Origin of the sequence: Dyella ginsengisoli LA-4, from assembly GCF_000334915.1 — a bacterium.
GTDB classification, from domain to species: domain Bacteria; phylum Pseudomonadota; class Gammaproteobacteria; order Xanthomonadales; family Rhodanobacteraceae; genus Dyella_A; species Dyella_A ginsengisoli_A.
Genome location: NZ_AMSF01000003.1, coordinates 1 through 17,336, shown reverse-complemented (window position 1 = coordinate 17,336; position 17,336 = coordinate 1). Strand labels below are relative to the sequence as shown.

The following is a 17,336-nucleotide window of genomic DNA, read 5'->3' as shown; positions in this document are numbered from 1 at the left end:
TGCTCAGCGCCGCTGGGCTCTCGACGGCAGCGCGGCCGGCAGGAACTCCACCCGTGCCACGTCGCCGTCCAGGCACAGCCGATAGCCGGCGGCCTGCCGCAGCGGTGTCGCCATGCAACGGGCGAGTGCAGCGGCCTCTTCCGGCCGGGTGCGGATGCTGTCCGGCTTGCGGGCGTCCACCCAGTGCGGCAGGTAGTCCATCAGGAAACCGCTGGTACCGAACAGGTCGGCATCGGTGAGATAGCCCGGCACCAGGGTCCGCAGCAGCGGAAACTCGACCGCCGCATGCTCGGCCAATGGCGCGAACCCGGTCGAACCGGATACATGCAGCGCCACGATGGAGTGGCCGGAGGCCAGTACCGACAGGTCATCGGCGAGCAGCGCCGCGACGTGACGCTCCATGCGCTGCTGCGCGGCCGTGGCATTGCCGTACACACTGGCGACGACCAGCATCGCGGCGGCCAGCACGCCTGCCAGGACCGCACTCACCCGCGAGCCCCGGCGCCAGCCGGCGAGCAGTTCGTGCAGGGCGATCAGTCCGGCCACCAGCAACGCACCCAGGCCGATCAGCACGCGCGGCCGGATCTCGGGCTCGCGCAGCACCAGCATCGGCCCCAGCGCCGCCACCATGACCGCCAGCGGCATGGCCAGCGCAGCCAGGCCCAGCGCGACCGTCGCCAGGGGGGGGCGGCCGCGCGCGTGCCGCAGCCCGATCGCGACCGGCGCCAGCGCCAGCGCGACCAGCACCGGCAGGAACACGCTCCACCAGTGCGCATTGAACGCATCGGCGGCGAAGCCGTAGAACAGGACGAAGTTGTGACCCAGCAGCGGCAGCTCGTGCAGCCCCTGGATCGGCGTGGCCTGGCGCCGCACCCAGCCGCTGATGTGCATCCCCACCAGCAACTCGTAGACCACCATCGCCACCAGCCACTGCAACGCACGCAGGCCGAGCTGGCGCAGCCACACGGCCGGCGAGCGGTCGCGGTCCTGCAGTTGCCACGCCTCCAGCAGCGCGAGCACCAGGAACACATTGGTGGCTGGCTGGTACAGGCACAGGGCGGCAAACAGACACAGCACGCCACGCTGCCAGGGCCTGCGACCGTCCGGCAGCAAAAGCGGCCAGGCCGCCAGCAGCACGGCCAGCGCCATGCTCAGGGCGTCGAAGCGGTAGGACAGGTTCTCGAGGAAGAACGGCTGCGCGCCCAGCGGGAACACCAGCAGCGCCGCAAGCCAGGGCGAGGCGCGGGTGTAGCGCACCGCCACACGCGCGCCGATCCACGCCAGCAGCAGCGCCGCACCGATCTGCGGCAGCGGCGCAATGTCGACCATGGTGTGGTCGTAGGCCTGCAGTGCGCGCATCAGCAAGGTGGTCAACGGGCGGCCGTTGGAATCCCAGCTCGCCCGTCCCAGCAGCGCGCGCTTCAGATCGTCGTTGTAGGGTCGATCCGCGTGCAGGATGGGATAGAGCACGAGCAGCAGCAGGCCGGCCAGTCGCCAGAACACGGCGCGGAACCGCTCGATATCCAATTGCACTTCCCTCTGTCCTGCTGTCGCCATCCGCAAACCTTGAGCCTCGCTGCCATTGAAAATGATGGGCGGCACCCGCTTGCATGCCGCTTTCGGGTCGATGCCGACCGGGACGTACTAGACCACCGGACGGTCGAAACGGTAAGGGGTCGCCCCTGCCGATGGCCGCTGCGCGAATCCGCTGGCGAAGGCACGCAGCCTCGGATGATCGACCCAGTCGACCGTGGGTCGGAAATCCAGATGTTCGAGCAGGCAGAACAGCGTGATCTCGAACAGGCTCACCCCGCGCGGCGGCAGTGCGGCCAGCACACTGTCGATGTGCCCATCCAGCCAGGCCAGCACCTGGGCCATACCCTCCGCCGCCTTCGCAAAATAGAGATTGCCGGCAGGCAACCCGGCCGCCTGGGTACCGAACACCAGTTGCACCTGTGCCGCCATCGCGTGCCAGACCATTTCCTGCGCATTGCGTGTGGCCGCCCCGGGCAATTGCTCGGTCCAGAGGATGCGGGCTTCGCCCGGAAAGCGCTCGGCCAGGGTACGGCAGATGTTCTCGGTGCCGAACACCGTCTCGGTGCCGAGCCGAAGCACCGGCAGCTTCATCGCCGGGTTGCCGCCGTAGTCGGCGCTGTCGCGCGAACCGAGGTCGTAGACCGGCTGGAAGGCCAGCTCGACGCCAAGCTCGGCCGCGACGATGCGCGCGACGCGCGTGAAGTGGGAACTGCTGCGACCGATCAACAGGGGCGGGGCTGGATTCACGTTCGGCTCCGGAAAAAGACGCGCGATGGGTCCATCACGGCTCGGCGGGCCGACGACCGGCCCACGGCGCAGCCTGCTCGAGCTGGGCGGCCAACTGCAACAGGGTCGCCTCGTCGCCGAATGGCGCGATGAACTGCACCCCGAACGGCAGCGCCGGACCGCCCTCCTCGGCGACCGCCCAGTGCAGCGGCACCGACATGCTCGGCGTGCCGGTGAGGTTGGACAACTGGGTGAACGGCACGCGCGACAGGCTGGTTTCCACCAGTTCGTCGACCATGCCGGTGAGCATCAGCAGGCGCCCCGCACGCAACGCAAGTACCAGCCGCGCCAGTCGCCGCTGGCCAGGCGGCGTGTCGAGCTCGCCGATACGGTTGGGTGGCTGGGCGGTGGTGGGCGTGAGGTACAGGTCGTAACGCTGGTGGAAGTCCGCCAGCGCATGGCTGAAGCCGTTCCAGCGGGCATGCCGGCTGACGTACTCCCCCGCGCTCACTGCCCTTCCGAGCAGGCCGAGGATCCGTGTCTCCAGTTCGAAGCCGTCGTCCCCGGCACCGGTCAGCGCCCGCGCCCGGGCCATCGCCGCCGCGGTCTGGCCGAAGTACATGGTGACGTAGCAGCGCGCCAGGTCCGGGCCATCGACTGCGGGCGCGGCCTCCTCCACGTGGTGCCCCAGATCCGCCAGCAATGCCGTCGCGCGCTGCACCGCCGCCACGCACTGGGCATGTACCGGCGTGCCCAGCGGCGAGCGCGTACTGAAGCCGATGCGCAGACGCCGGGGTGGCCGGGCGATCGCGTCGGCCCAGGACTGCGGGGGCGGGGCGATGACGAAGGGCGCGCCGTGCTCCGCACCGGCGATGGCGTCGAGCATGCGGGCCGAGTCGCGCACGCTGCGGCTGATCACATGGTGGCTGGAAGCCCCCTCCCAGTGCTCGGCTTCGTCGGGCCCGTTGGGCACGCGCCCGCGCGACGGGCGCAGCCCGAACAGGCCGCAGTAGGACGCCGGGATGCGGATCGAGCCGCCGCCATCGGAGGCACCGGCCACCGGCACGATGCCGGCAGCGACCGCCGCGGCCGCGCCGCCCGACGAGCCGCCCGGCGTGCGCGCGGGATCCCACGGGTTGCGTGTCGGCTGAGGCCATACGCGCGGCGCGGTCTCGGCCTTCAGCGCGAACTCCGGCGAGCTGGTCTTGCCGAACACCACCAGGCCCGCATCGAGGAAACGCCGAACCACCTCGCTGTGACGGTCCGGCACCCAGTGACGCAGTGCTCGGCTGCCGGATGGACTGGGTACGCCGGCGTAGTCCTGCGCCATGTCCTTGAGCAGGAATGGCACCCCGGCGAACGGACCATCGAGCGGCCCGGCTGCCCGCTCGCGCGCCATCGGCTCCATCGGCAGGCAGATCGCCGCCAGCGTGGGATTCACCCTCGCCGCCCGTGCCAGCGCCGCGTCGAGCACTTCGCCGGAGGAGACCTCGCGGCGGGCGATCAGCGCGGCCAGCGCGGTGGCGTCGTGCTCTGCATACTCGTCGAACATGGGGCGCCCCCGGTGGAAAGTCCCCATCCTAAGGCCGCACCGGGACCCGTGCTCGCCTCAGGGCGCGGCGACATCGACCCGCAACGAACTCCACGCACCCCTTGCACTGAGCGCGGTGATGGTGTGCCCCCCGGGCTGGCCGAGCTGCAGCAGAATGCTGTGCGCATCCTGCGTGGTGCCTTGCAGGCGGCCGTCCAACAACCACTGCACGTTGCCGCTGGCACCCAGCGCACGCAGGGTGACCCGCAGTGGCTCGCTGCTGTTCGGCGCACGGCGCAGCCGTGTGCCGTCGGCGATGCCGGCAATGCGGATCGGTTCGGCGTCGTCCAGCGAGTCTGCCGGACAGCCCGGCGCCAGCGGCGGCAGGGCGGACGCTGCGCGATCGTCGGCATCGAGCCAGGGCGAGGCCAGCGCGGGCCAGCGCGCGACGCGCTCGACATGCTCGCCCTGCCCCCGGCAGGTCGCGCTGAGGCGCCGCCCTTTGCCATCCACCCGCAAGGTGGCCAGGCCGGCCGACCAGGCGCCCAGCCCACGCTCGGCGAACGTCGGAGGAACCGCGCCATCGAGCACCCAGGCCGTGCGCCGCTGCCGGCACTGGGCAGGATCGGTGTCGGCCTGCGTGCCGCCGAGCGGCCAGCAGATCACCTGCGCGCGCACGCTGGCCGGCTGGGCGAAACGTACCGCTGCGCCGCGTACGGGCAGCATGTCGGCGATCCGGAACAGCAGCGGCAAGGCCGTGACCGCACCGTACTGCCCGGGCGACGGCGTGCCGTCGGGCCGGCCGATCCATACGCCGATGGTGAACTGGTCGGTGACGCCGATCGCCCAGGCGTCGCGGTAGCCGTAGCTGGTGCCGGTCTTCCACGCCACCGCGGCGTGACGGTTCACGGCTCCGGCCAGTGGTGCACCCTCCACGTCCGCCGGGTTGTGCGCGAGGATATCGCGGATGATCCACGCCGCCCCCGGCGACAGCATGCGTCGCGGCTGCAACGGTTGCTGCGGGGTGTAGCGCGGTGGCGCTGCGATGCCCCGATCGGCAAACGCCGAGTAGGCGCCCACCAGGTTCTCCAGCGTGGTCGCCGCGCCACCGAGGATGATCGACAGGTTCGGCTTCGCGCCCGCCGGCAGGCCCAGGTCCACGCCACCGGCGGCCAACCGTGCCACGAAACGGTTCGGCCCGACCCGGTCGAGCACGTCCACCGCCGGCACGTTGAGCGAGCGCTGCAGCGCCTCGGCCACGCCGACCGGGCCGGAAAACGCCTCGTCGAAATTGCCCGGCTGGTAGCCGTCGAAATCCTGGGGGGCGTCGACCAGCAGGCTCTCCGACGTGATCAGCCCGTCGTCCAGCGCCAGCCCGTAGAGGAACGGTTTGAGCGTGGAGCCCGGCGAGCGCGGCGCCTGCACCATGTCGACGTAACCGTGGCGGTCCGGATCGGCGAAGTCGCTGGTACCCAGGTAGACCCGCGCCTCGTGGGTCGCGTTGTCCACCACCAGCAGAGCCGCCGTGGTGTGGCGCGGCAGGCGCGAGAGGTAGTCGCTGACGCGGTCTTCTGCCGCGCGTTGCAGGTCCGCATCGATGGTGGTGGTGATCCGCCGCGCCCGCGGCTGTTCGCGATGCAGGCGTTCGGCCAGCAGTGCGGCCGACAACGGCGCACGCAGCGAACGCGCGACCACCGGCTCGATCCGTGCCGCACGCACCTGTGCGGCGCTCCAGATGCCTTCGTCGCGCAGGCGCCCCAGCACCTTGTCGCGGGCGGCCCGCGCCGCCTGCGGATGTCGATCCGGCCGCAACCGGCTGGGCGCCTGCGGCAGCACCGCCAGCAGCGCCGCCTCCGCCCGCGACAACTGTGCCGCCGGCTTGCCCAGGTAAGCCCACGAGGCGGCCTCCACACCCTGGATCGGCCCGCCGAACGGCGCGTGGTTGAGGTACAGCTCGAGGATCTGCCGCTTGCTGAGGTGGGCCTCCAGCTGCAGCGCGCGCAGGATCTGGATGAACTTGCCGCCAAACGTGTGCGGGATCGGCTCGATGATCCGCGCCACCTGCATGGTCAGCGTCGAGCCCCCCGAAACGATGCGCCCGTGCAGCAGCCCGCCGGCTAGGCCACGCGCCAGGGCGTAGGGGTTCACCCCCGGATGACGGTAGAACCAGCGGTCCTCGTAACCCATCAGTGCGGTGAGGTACAGCGGCGACACCGTGTCTACGGTCACCGGGTAGCGCCACACGCCGTCACTGTCGGCGAACGCGCGCAGCGGCGTGCCGTCGCGGGCCAGCACGACCGTGCTGCCGCCGTCGGGCTTCGGCAGCGGCAACGGGAACAGGCGATCGAGGATCGCGGCCGTGAGCAGCAGGACACCGAAGACGATGCCGATGCGACGCAGCCAGCGCCAGAGGCGCCGGCGGCGCCCCGGCAGGAGGGTTTCGATCTGTTCGGTCATCCCGTCAACGTTGTCCCGTCGCCTCGTACTGGGCGTGATGCGGTGTCTCCGCGGGAACCGCGGAGACACCGCTCGACCGGCGGCTCACGCCTCGTCGGTCACGGCTCCACCACCTTGATCTGCACCGGGTCGGACTTGCCGATGCCGCGGATCGCCGGGCGGTACATGTCCTCCACCTGCGGCGGCGGCACGGTGTAGGTGCCCGGCGTCACCGCGCGCACCAGGTAGAACACGTGGGCTGCGTCGCCGCGATCGAGCTTCAGCGCGGCGGCGTAGCGGTCGTCGCGATACTCCTCGTGCTGCACCTGGGCGGCCGAGTCGTGCTGCTGCAGGTCGATCCCGTCGATCACCACGCCGGCCCACTGCTGGGTGCCGCTGAGGTTGAGGTTCTCCACCTCCAGGCCACCGGGCAGCAGGTCGGTCACCATCGCGTCGGGCATGAACGTCCGTGCCTCGATGGTCAGCTCCACGATCAGCGTGTCGCCCTCCTTCAGCGTGTCGCCATCCCATGGCTTGCCGTCGGTGGTGAAGTAGCTGCGGCGCACGTCGACCTGGCTGTCGTCGGGCGGCGGCGGCGCCTTGGTGATGCCGGCCGTGTCCAGCGTCGCGAACACGGTGGCGTCGCCGGTCGGCTGCAGGCGCACCCCCGAGGCCAGCTCGGCCGCGTCGAGGTCGCGCGTCCACACGCGCGCCTCCGGCGCCTGCTCGGTCTTGCCGCCGACGGTGATCGAGGCGGCCAGCGGCGCCGAACCGGCGGCACCGAAGGCCTTGGCCACACGGGCGATCGCCACCTGCTCCTGGGTGCTCAGGTAGGACCAGGACCAGAAGAACAGCGGGTCCTCCTGTTTGCGGCCGCGCACGTAGGTGTCGACGTTGCGCGCCCAGTCGATCAGCTTGGCGTCGTACTCCGGCTTGTTCAGGCCGTAGGTGTGGGTGAGCGCCACCATCAGGGCGAGATCGCGCAGGTCCGAGCCGTAGTCGCCGACGTACCACGGGCGCTCCTTGTTCCAGGCGAAGGCCTCGGCGATCGCCTTCTGCGCGCGCTCGTTGTCGCCCATCAACTTGAATGCGATGCCGAAGTGGACCAGCGGCAGCGGACCGACCAGCTTGCTGCGCTCGTTGTCGAAGATCGCCCGCAGCGTGCCCAGCGGCGCGCGGTTCACGCGGGCCAGCACGAAGCCGGAATAGGCCTCGTCGGCAATGCGCATGTGGTCGTGGTGCTCGTAGCCGTAGTAAGGGTGGCCGCCGGCCAGCAGGTCGTCGCTGAGCCGCTGCAGCGCTTTCTGCAGCACGTCCTGGGGTACGGCAAAACCGGCATCTCGGGCATCGAGCATGAAGTCCACCACGTACGGCGTGGTGAAGGTCATGATCGGGCTGGTGCCGCCCCAGAAACTGAAGTGCCCGTTCGCGGCCTGGAACGAGGCGATACGCGACAGCGCCCCTTCCACCGCGGCCTGACGCGTGGCTGGCGCCATCGGTGGCAGCCCCAGCGCCTTCGCCGTGTCGCCATCCAGGATCAGGGCCGCATAGCCCTTGCTGGTGGTCTGCTCGATACAGCCATACGGGTACCTGAGGATGTCACGCAGCGCCGAGCCATAGGGCAGCGGCGGCAACGTGCTCAGGCTCAGCCGCGCATGCACCGTGGCCGGAATCAGCCCGGCGAGCTGTTCGCTGCCCAGCGTGACCGCCTTGCCGCCCTCCAGCGCCATCGGCCGGGTATGCAGCACCTCCGGCCAGGCCGGGCGCACGGCAAACTCGAAGTGACGGTCGACCTGGTAGTCGTTGAGCTGGGCATGGATGTCCACGCCGGCCACCGCGGCGCCGGGCAAGGCCGTCACCGGCAGCGTGAGCGTGGTGCCGGCGCCGTCCTTCAACGGCACGCTCTGCTCGCCGTGCTCCAGCCGCACCGGCCCGGTGGTGGTGACCTTGACCCGGGCGGTGCCGTCCTTGCCCGAGAGGTTCTTCAGGTCGAGGCTGACCACCGCCTTGTCCCCGGCCGCCATCACGCGCGGCGTGCTGGGCTCGACCACCAGCGGTGCCCGCACGGTGATCGCGCCATCGGCGTTGCCGAAACGGTCGGCGGTGAAGGCCAGCGCGCTCAGCCGCAGGCTGCCGTTGAAATCGGGGACGTCCACATGCAGCTGCGCCCGCCCCTGCGCGTCGAACGCCACCGGGCCGGCGAACAGGTCGACGATCTTCACCTTGGGGTTGATGCGCGCGGCCTTCGGCAGCGCCGGTCCGCTCATGTCGCCGCCGTAGCGCAGGCGCCCGGTGTCGCCGTCCATCGCCTCGATCAGGCGGCTGTAAAGGTCGTATGCCTCGGTCGCCAGCGCGCGCTTGGCGAACATCCATGACCAGGCGTCGGGTACCGGGTAGTCGGTGATGTTGATGACGCCCTGGTCGACTGCCGACAGGGTGACGTAGCCCTCCTTGCCGGCCAGACCGGTGGCCTGCACCGTCACGTCCAGCGGGTTGCCCGGACGCATCAGCGAGGGCGCCTTGAGCGTGAGCGGGATGCGCCGGTCGTTGCGGTCCATCGTCACGTATTCCACGCCCATCGCGCGCGCGGGTGTGGTGCGCTCGGTGGCCTCGCCGCCGCGGAACACCAGCGCGACCACGTACACGTCGTGGCGCTCCCAGTCCTTGGTGACGGGGATCGAGAAGGTCGATCCGGCCTTGGCATCGATGTCCTTCAGGTACAGCAGGTGATCGGACTCGACCATCAGCACGCCGGGGCCGTCATGCGGCGGCGTGACGGTGACCTTCATGGTGTCGCCGGCGCGATAGCGTGCCTTGTCCAGCGCCAGCTTCACCTTGTCCGGACGCGCCTCCTTGCCCAGGTTCTCGTCATCCCAGCTGTAGCCGGCGAAGAACGGGAACACCGTGGTCAGCTTCGTGTCCGGGTCGTACACCTCGATGCGGTAGCTGCCCCACTGCACCGGGAACTCGACGCGGGTGGTGCCGCTGGCACCGACGTCGACGTCCTTTTCGTCGACCAGCTGCAGGCTGGCATTGGCGTCGGCCTTCCAGCCGCCGTTGCGCTCGTACAGCCAGTAGAAATCGCGCAGCTCGCGCTGCAACCGCACCTTCAGATGGTGACCGGCGATGCGCTGCCCCTCGGCGTTGACGCGGACGATCTCGAAACCCGCTGGCGCCTCGCTCTCCGCGCCCTGCTTCGGATCGAACTCCGGCCGCACGCCGACCAGGCGGTCCGCCGGCCAGTAGGTGCGCTTGAGCAGGCGGGTGACGGCGCGGCCGCCGGTCTCGTAAACGCTGCCGGACAACGTCACCGCCAGCGGCGCGACCGGCTTCACGTCGTCGGGAAGTGGCACATCCTGGTCCAGTGCGCCCTGGGCATCGAGCTTGGTGTCGACGACGTCATCCGCCGACTTGGGCAGGTCCACCGTGGGATCGCCGAAGAAGGTGTCCTTCATGCTGGCGACCGGGTGCACTTCCGGCGACACCAGCAGCTTGGCGGTAAAGCGGTTGCCGGCGGCCGGCGCACCGTACAGGTAGCTCGAGGCCACTTTCAGCTGCAGCGGCTCGTCCGGCGCCAGCCGCGCCTGCGGGCTGTCCAGCGTCACCTTCAGGCGCTCGGGCAGGAACTCCTCCACATGGAACGGGAACGCCTGCACCGACTCCTTGCTGGCCGGGTCGAGGCGGAACTCCAGTTGCCACAGCCCGGTGGCGGCATCGGCCGGGATCGCCTCGCTGAGGTCGTAGTAGTTGAGTGCCTTGGGCTCCAGCCGGGTATCGGCCAGCGTGCGCCCATCAGGCTGGCGTACGCGCACGAACAGCGACTGCGCCTTCATCGGCTTGCCGTCCGCATCGCGCAACAACGCCGAGGCGTGCAACGTCTCGCCGGGGCGGTAGAGATCTCGCCCCGACCACGCGTACACCTCGAACGGCGCCTGCTTGCGCCCGGTGATGTCGAAGTTCGAGACGTCCAGTGCCGGGCGGTTGAACGGCAGCACCGACACATCCTTGCCGTGCCGCGCCACCAGCACGTCGGCCGGGCGTACCCGGTAGGCCATCAGCGCGTTGCCACCGTCGTCGGTGGTGGCCTTCAGCGTGGTGTGGCCAGAAGCGTCCTGCACCGTGACGTCGACGCCGGCCACCGGCGTACCGTCGCGCAACGAGGCGACGTGCAGCAGCACGTTGTCCTTGTAGACACGCAGGTGCAGGCCCAGGTCGCTGACGAAGAACACCGCGGTGTCGTAGCCGCCGCGGAAGGTGCCACCGGCCTTCACCACGGCCATGTAGACGCCCGGCTGCGACAGCTCGGGGACGTCCTGCACCGGGATGTAGGTGACCGTGCGCTCGTTCGGCGCGCCCTTCAGCGTGTAATGGTTGGCATAGACCGAGTCGGCCATGTCGGTGATCGACCGCTTGGCGCGCTTGTCCTTGCTGCAGGTGTCGTACCAGTAGGGGTCGTGGTCCAGCTCGTAGTTGTCACGGTGGCCATTGCGCGGATAGGCGCAGAACAGGTCGGAGAGTTCGTCGTCGTGGACCCGGAAGAACTCGATGTCGGCATCGTGCACGTTCACCGACACCAGCGGCAGCCCGCGGGTGCCACGCGCCGGCAGCACGCTGCCGTGGGAGGCGAATCCGACCGCCCCCGGCAGATTGCCGGAATAGATGTCCTTGTGAACCGTCTCGCCCAGCGAGCGCCCGTCCGCGGCCAGCAAGCCGGGCTTGACCTCGACGGAGTAGCGGCGGTCCGGATTGACGAACGGAAAGCTGAGCGTGGTGCCGTCGCTGCCCAGGCTCCAGCTGCCACTGACGGTCTCTCCGGACGGGCCATTCACCGCAACCAGCTGGTCGAAGCTCTGCGCCGCCGCCAGCCGGGTGTCGAACACCAGGTCGAGCTGGCTGCGGCCATCTTTCACCGAGGCGCTCGCCGACGACAGCCGGAAATGGGCGGAATGGGTCTTTCCCGCACTCGCCGCCGGTGCCGGCGTGCTCTGCAGCACGGGCTCGTCGCCCTGTGGATGGCCGCTGCAGGCAACCAGCAGGACACCCAGCAGGGGTGCCAGCAGACGCGCGGGCGACAGGATGGAGCGACGATGCATCATCGACGGACGTGACATGAGAACCTCTCCCTGGATACAGCCGAAGTATGGCTTCCTTTGGTGGCAATGCGGTGGCGCAGCGCGGGCAGCCACCCCGCGGATTCTGTCATGCCCGGGCGAACACCCGGCGCGAATCCGCCGCGCTGTCGATTTCCGCCAGGGCCAGGCGTCGTCGACACGGACATCCCGCCCGGAGCTTCGCATGCCCCTTCCCCGCCTGTACGCCCACCCGTTCTCGTCCTACTGCCAGAAGGTGCTGCTCGCGCTGTACGAGCAGGAGGCGCCGTTCGAGTACCGCCATCTCGAATCCCCCGGCGCAATGGACGAGCTCACCCGGTTATGGCCGATGAAGCGGTTTCCGCTGCTGCATGACGGCGAGCGCACCGTGATCGAGGCCACCTGCATCATCGAGTACCTGCAGCAGCGGCACCCGGACCGCCCACAGCTGATCCCGGACGATCCCGACATGGCACTGGAGATACGGCAGCTGGACCGATTCTTCGACAACTACGTGTCCACACCGCAGCAGAAGATCGTGTTCGACCAGTTGCGCCCGGCCGACCGCCGCGATGGGCACGGAGTGGAGGAAGCGCGCGCGATGCTCGATACCAGCTACCGCTGGCTGGAGCAGCACATGGCCGGGCGTACCTGGGCCGCCGGGGACGCGTTCAGCCTGGCGGACTGTGGCGCCGCGCCATTCCTGTTCTATGCCGACTGGACACACCCGATCCCAGCCGCCTGCACCAACGTCCGCGCCTATCGCGCCCGCCTGCTGGCCCTACCGTCGATGATCCGCGCAGTGGACGAAGCACGCCCCTATCGCCAGTACTTTCCGCTCGGCGCGCCGGACCGGGACTAGGGCTGCGAAGACATCGCGGAGCCATGGACGGCGGCAAGCTTCGACCCGTGCGTCACTCCGACGGCCCCGAAACGAAAAGCGGCAGCCGAAGCTGCCGCTTTCCTGGCGTCCGCTCCAGCGGAGCGATCAGGGCTTGCCGCTGTGCCCCGCAGACGTGCAGTTCGCCTTGGGCGCCGGCGGCGGGTTGCGCGGCGCCGACAGGCCCGGCGGCGGCGCGAACCAGCCGTTGTTGGTCCAGCGATGCTTGAACTGGTTGCGGATCATTTCGCTGTTCACCAATGCCAGACGATGGCCATCCTCGTGCTGCCAGATCCACCGGCCGGCGGGGACCGGCTGGGCACCCACGTAGAAAAAGCTCGCGTCGTACTTGCCATCGCTCCGCGGCTTGGCCTGCAAGCCAAGCTTGATGACGAACTGGCTGGCCACCGGCTTGCCGTGGTCGGACGCCGGCTTGGTGATCATCTCGTCGAGCGTTGCGCGCAACAGGCGCTCGTAGTGCGGGGTCAATTCCACCGCAGACGAGACATCGGTTACCTTGCCGTGGGAATCCACCCGCACCAGCACGGGCAGGACGTGATTGGGGAAGCTGTTCAATGATTGGCTTTCGGCGTGTACCGCCGCGCTGCCGATTGCCAGGCATCCCGCCAGGGCGATGGGGAGAGCAAGTTTCATGACGACCTCCTTGAGTCAGGGGTGCCAGTCGCACATGGTTCGAGATGGAACGAAGCCATCGGCGAACGTCCTATTCCTCGACTGGCCAGTTCAGATTAGCACCAAATCCTCCCGTCGATCGGGTTCCGGGACGGCTGTCCCGGCATGATGCCTGGTCCAGGCAGTCAGGCTCACCCACCGCCTCAGAACAACCACGACATGTCCGACACCGCCACCGTCTACCGTCACCAGCCCCGCACCCGTCGCGTGGCGCTCGCCGAACCGCCGGTGCGCCACATCGCCGTCGTCGGCGGCGGCACCGCCGGCTGGATGACGGCCCTGCTGCTGGCGAACTCCGGCTACGGCGAACGCATCGAGGTGACCGTGCTGGAGTCGCCGCAGGTCGGCGCGATCGGCGTCGGCGAGGGCTCCACGCCGTGGATGCGCGGCTTCTTCGAGGAGATCGGCATCGAGGAGTCCGAGTGGATGCCGGCCTGCGACGCCACCTACAAGGCCGGCATCACCTTCGATGGATGGTCGACCCGGCCGGGCTTCGAGCGCTATTTCCACGCCTTCGCCTCGATGCTCGACAACCTGACGATGACCCAGTTCGTCGACAACGTGCACCGCCGGCTGGACCGCGAGGACGTCCACGCGCATCCGGACCGCTACTTCATCGCCGCCCGGCTCGCCCGCGATTGCAAGGCGCCGCGACCGCGCCATGAGTTCCCGTTCGACGTCTGGTACGGCTACCACTTCGATTCGGTGAAGCTGGGGCAGTTCCTGCAGCGCAAGGCGCTGGAGCGGGGCATCCGCCACCTGCCCCGCCACGTGGACGCGGTGCAGTGCGACGAACAGGGCAATATCGCCAGCCTGCAACTGGAGGGAGACGAGTGTTTCGAAGCGGACTTCTTCGTCGACTGCACCGGCTTCAGCGGGCTGCTGATCGAGAAGACCCTGAAGACGCCGTACGCCTCGTACGCCGATGCCCTGTTCAACGACGCCGCCGTGGCCCTGCCCACGCCGCTGCACGGCCCGATCATGTCGCAGACCATCTCCACCGCACTGCGCCACGGCTGGGCCTGGAAGATCCCGCTCACGGCCCGCTACGGCAACGGCTACGTCTACAGCACCGCGCACTGCACGCCCGAGCAGGCCGAGACCGAGCTGCGCCAGCACCTGGGTCTGCTCGATGCCGACGTCCCTGCCCGCCACCTGCGCATGCGCACCGGCCGCGTCGAGCGCCACTGGCACCGCAACTGCCTGGCCGTCGGGCTGGCACAGGGCTTCATCGAACCGCTGGAAGCCACCGCGCTGATGCTGGTGCAGCGCACGGCCGGTCTGTTCGTGGCGGCGCTGGAGAAGGGCGACCTCGGCGAATCGGCGCAGGCCGCGTTCAACACCGCGGTGAACGCGCAGTTCGACGGTACCCGCGACTACATCGTGGCGCACTACAAGACCAACACCCGCACCGACACCGACTACTGGCGCGCCAACGCGGCCAACACCCACCTGTCCGAGCCGCTGGTGCGCCTGCTCAGGACCTGGCTGGCGAGCCGGCCGATCGTCGGCGGCATCCGCAGCGGCGCCTTCGGCCAGGGCTATCCGGTGATGTCCTGGTACAGCCTGCTCGCCGGCATGGGCCTGTTCCCCGATGACGTCGGCTCACATGCCTCCGGCGATGCGCCGCACAGCCTCGCCGCGATCGACAACCTGATCGAACGCAGCGCGCGCAACTTCCCCGACCACCGCGAACTGCTCGGCGCCATTCCGCCGCGGCCACGCGAGGAATCGCTGCAGGTCTATTTCTGGTGATCGGGACCCGGCCGATGCGATCGCCTCACGGCGTCGCTTCCGGCCCTGCCACGCGATCGATGTATTTCAGTTCGCCGAGCGACCTCGGCTCGCCGGGAATCAGCGCCAGGCACTTCCGGTAGGCCGCACGCGCCTCGGGGTAACGATGCAGCTCGACCAGGTCGTAGCCCTCGCCGCGCAGCGCCTTGCAGGTCATGTCGGTCACATTCTTGTCGTCGGCCGTCAGCCTGGCGAAACGCTCGGCCACTTCGTAGTGCTTCAGCGATTCCTCCCACGCACGCTTGCGCTGGTAGGCGAACCCGATCTCGATGTTGTACTGCGTGTCGAACGGCGCCAGTGCAAGCGCCTTGTCCAGTTCGACGATGGCGTCGTCGTAACGGGCCATCTCGTTGTAGGCGTAGCCACGTCCCCAGTACGCCATCGCCCAGGCCGGGCCGATCACCCGGGACGAGGTGATGTGCTTGTCCTTGGCCGCCACCGTCGAATACAGCAGGGCGTCGGGCATGCCACGGGCGCTGAAGATCGTGTCGGTGTGTCCCCGGTATTTCTTCTCGTAATACCCGGCCACCTCGTCGAACGGCCCGTCGATGGCCGCCTGGACGTGGCCCTGCTGGATCATCCGCACGCCCTCGACCACGCGCTGCACCTGCGCGTCCTCGGCAGCCTGCTCGGCCGGATCCGGCTGCACGATCCGCACGTCCTGCCCGGCCGGCTTGTCCGGATGCGTGGCACAGGCGGCCAGCCCCATGGCAATCGATGCGATCGCCGCGTACTTCCATTTCATCCTCGTCTCCCCTTGCGCCCCGTACCTGCTCCACGCGGTGCCGCGGCACCGCCCGCTGGCTCCGGTATGCCAGCGCCGCGCGCGGTCCGCAAGTCACGCATCAGGCAGGCGCCATCCGCCGGTGATTGCCCCTTGCGGCGGCAGCACCTAATGTCGGCAGGTCCGACACACCCCGGGGAGAGTCACCATGCGACCGTTGCGCACGCTCACGCTGTCCGCCGTCATCGCCACCACGCTGCTGGTCGGCTGCTCGCAGGACAAGGCCCCACCGACCAGCCAGGCCACCGCGCCGACGCCGGCGGCCACCACGGCGTCCAGGCCGGTCGCCCACCGCGACGCCGAACTGGCCACGGCGGTGGACGGCTTCATCCAGGGCATGTTCGAGCATGACCCGGTGTTCGCCGCCAACGCCGGCAAGCACGAGTACGACGGCAAGCTCCCCGACTACAGCGCCGACGGCCTGAAGGCGATGGCGACGTGGCTGCACGACGAGCGCAGCACCTTCGCCGCCTTCACCGACGACAGCCTCGACGCCGAGGGCCGCTTCCATCGCGACTACGTGCTGGCGGTGATCGACGGCCAGCTGTTCTGGCTGGAGCAGTCCGGCTTTCCCTATTCCAACCCGGCCTTCTACACCGACCATCTCTCGCCGAGCATGTACGTGACGCGGCCCTATGCGCCGCTGGCCGACCGCATGGCGGCCTTCGTGCGCTACGAGGAGGCGCTGCCGACCGCGCTGGCGCAGGTGAAGGCGAACCTGAAGCTGCCGCTGCCGGCGAGCTACATCGACCTGGGCGTCAATTCCTTCGGCGGCTACGCCGCGTTCTTCCGGAAGGACGTACCGGGCATCTTCGCCAGCGTGAAGGACCCGGCCCTGCAGGCGCGCTTCAAGACCGCCAATGCGGCGGCGATCAAGGCCGCACAGGACCTGGCCGACTGGCTCAAGGCGCAGAAGCCGCACGCCACCCAGGACTTCGCGCTGGGCGCGGACAAGTTCGCCGCCATGCTCAAGGCCACCGAGCGGGTCGACCTGCCGCTGGACCAGCTCAAGGCCGTCGGCGAGTCGGACCTCAAGCGCAACCTCGCCGCGCTCAAGAGCGCCTGCGACCAGTTCGCCCCCGGCAAGTCGCTGGCCGCCTGCGTGGCCAAGGAGGCCGCGGACAAGCCCACCGGCGGTGCGGTCGAAGGCGCGCGCAAGCAATTGGCCGGGCTGCGCCAGTTCATCGTCGACAAGAACCTGGTGACGATTCCCGGCACCGAGCAGGCCAAGGTGGAGGAAGCCCCGCCGTTCAACCGCTGGAACTTCGCCTACATCGAGATCCCCGGCCCGTACGAGAAGAACCTGCCGTCGGTCTACTACATCGCCCCGCCCGATCCGCACTGGAGCAAGGCCGACCAGGCCGCCTACGTGCCGGGCAAGGCGGCGCTGCTGTTCGTCTCCTCGCACGAGGTGTGGCCGGGCCACTTCCTGCAGTTCCTGCATGCCAACCGGGCCCAGTGGATGTTCGGCCGGCTGTTCGTCGGCTACGCCTATGCCGAGGGCTGGGCGCACTACGCCGAGGAGATGATGTTCGACCAGGGCGTCGACGGCGCCACGCCGGAAGTGCACATCGGCCAGCTCACCAACGCGCTGCTGCGCGACGTGCGCTACCTCTCGGCGATCGGCCTGCACACCGGCGGCATGACCATGGCCGAGTCGGAAAAGATGTTCCGCGAACAGGCCTTCCAGGACCCGGGCAGCGCCCGCCAGCAGGCCGCGCGTGGCACCTACGACCCGGCCTACCTCAACTACACGCTGGGCAAGCTGATGATCATGCAGCTGCGCCAGGACTGGATGGCCAGGCACCCGGGACCGGACGCGCTGAAGGCCTTCCACGACCAGTTCCTCAGCTACGGCGGGCCGCC

Annotated in this window: 10 protein-coding genes; 3 read left to right on the top strand and 7 right to left on the bottom strand. The window is 69.3% G+C overall.

All coding sequences use genetic code 11. The features are described from left to right. Window positions 1–3: 3 nt before the first annotated feature. The 5 genes from C693_RS0100615 to C693_RS0100595 all read right to left on the bottom strand — a co-directional run bounded on the left by C693_RS0100615 (window position 4) and on the right by C693_RS0100595 (window position 11,340). A complete protein-coding gene (locus C693_RS0100615; protein WP_157798522.1) occupies window positions 4–1,533 on the bottom strand; it encodes a glucosyltransferase domain-containing protein in 1,530 nt (509 codons plus the stop codon). Window positions 1,534–1,644: 111 nt separating this feature from the next. Beyond that, complete coding sequence (locus tag C693_RS0100610) at window positions 1,645–2,283, bottom strand: glutathione S-transferase family protein (RefSeq protein WP_026107071.1); 639 nt, start codon at window positions 2,281–2,283, stop codon at window positions 1,645–1,647. A gap of 34 nt (window positions 2,284–2,317) precedes the next feature. After that, complete coding sequence (locus C693_RS0100605) at window positions 2,318–3,814, bottom strand: amidase (protein WP_017460303.1); 1,497 nt, start codon at window positions 3,812–3,814, stop codon at window positions 2,318–2,320. A gap of 57 nt (window positions 3,815–3,871) precedes the next feature. Next, window positions 3,872–6,250 (bottom strand): penicillin-binding protein 1C, encoded by a 2,379-nt coding sequence (gene pbpC / locus C693_RS0100600; RefSeq protein WP_017460302.1) that lies wholly within the window; start codon window positions 6,248–6,250, stop codon window positions 3,872–3,874. Between the two features lie 98 nt (window positions 6,251–6,348). Further along, a complete protein-coding gene (locus tag C693_RS0100595) occupies window positions 6,349–11,340 on the bottom strand; it encodes an alpha-2-macroglobulin family protein (protein ID WP_017460301.1) in 4,992 nt (1,663 codons plus the stop codon). A 184-nt stretch (window positions 11,341–11,524) separates the two neighbouring features. On the opposite strand from C693_RS0100595, the gene C693_RS0100590 reads away from it, so the two are divergent. After that, window positions 11,525–12,181, top strand: a complete 657-nt coding sequence (locus tag C693_RS0100590; protein ID WP_017460300.1) for a glutathione S-transferase family protein — start codon at window positions 11,525–11,527, stop codon at window positions 12,179–12,181. Between the two features lie 126 nt (window positions 12,182–12,307). Here the strand turns inward: C693_RS0100590 and C693_RS0100585 are convergent, their stop codons facing one another. Continuing rightward, the gene (locus C693_RS0100585; RefSeq protein ID WP_017460299.1) at window positions 12,308–12,853 is read right to left on the bottom strand and encodes a hypothetical protein; all 546 of its coding nucleotides are present in this window, start codon (window positions 12,851–12,853) and stop codon (window positions 12,308–12,310) included. 198 nt (window positions 12,854–13,051) lie between these two features. On the opposite strand from C693_RS0100585, the gene C693_RS0100580 reads away from it, so the two are divergent. Next, window positions 13,052–14,647, top strand: coding sequence for a tryptophan halogenase family protein (locus C693_RS0100580; RefSeq protein ID WP_017460298.1), 1,596 nt, complete (start codon window positions 13,052–13,054; stop codon window positions 14,645–14,647). A gap of 25 nt (window positions 14,648–14,672) precedes the next feature. On the opposite strand, the gene C693_RS0100575 is transcribed toward C693_RS0100580, so the two are convergent. Further along, entirely contained in the window at window positions 14,673–15,431 is a 759-nt protein-coding gene (locus C693_RS0100575; RefSeq protein ID WP_017460297.1) for a tetratricopeptide repeat protein, read from the bottom strand. A gap of 187 nt (window positions 15,432–15,618) precedes the next feature. On the opposite strand from C693_RS0100575, the gene C693_RS20735 reads away from it, so the two are divergent. Beyond that, window positions 15,619–17,336, top strand: a 1,718-nt coding sequence (locus tag C693_RS20735) for a DUF885 domain-containing protein (RefSeq protein ID WP_017460296.1), incomplete at its 3' end; no start/stop codon positions are given.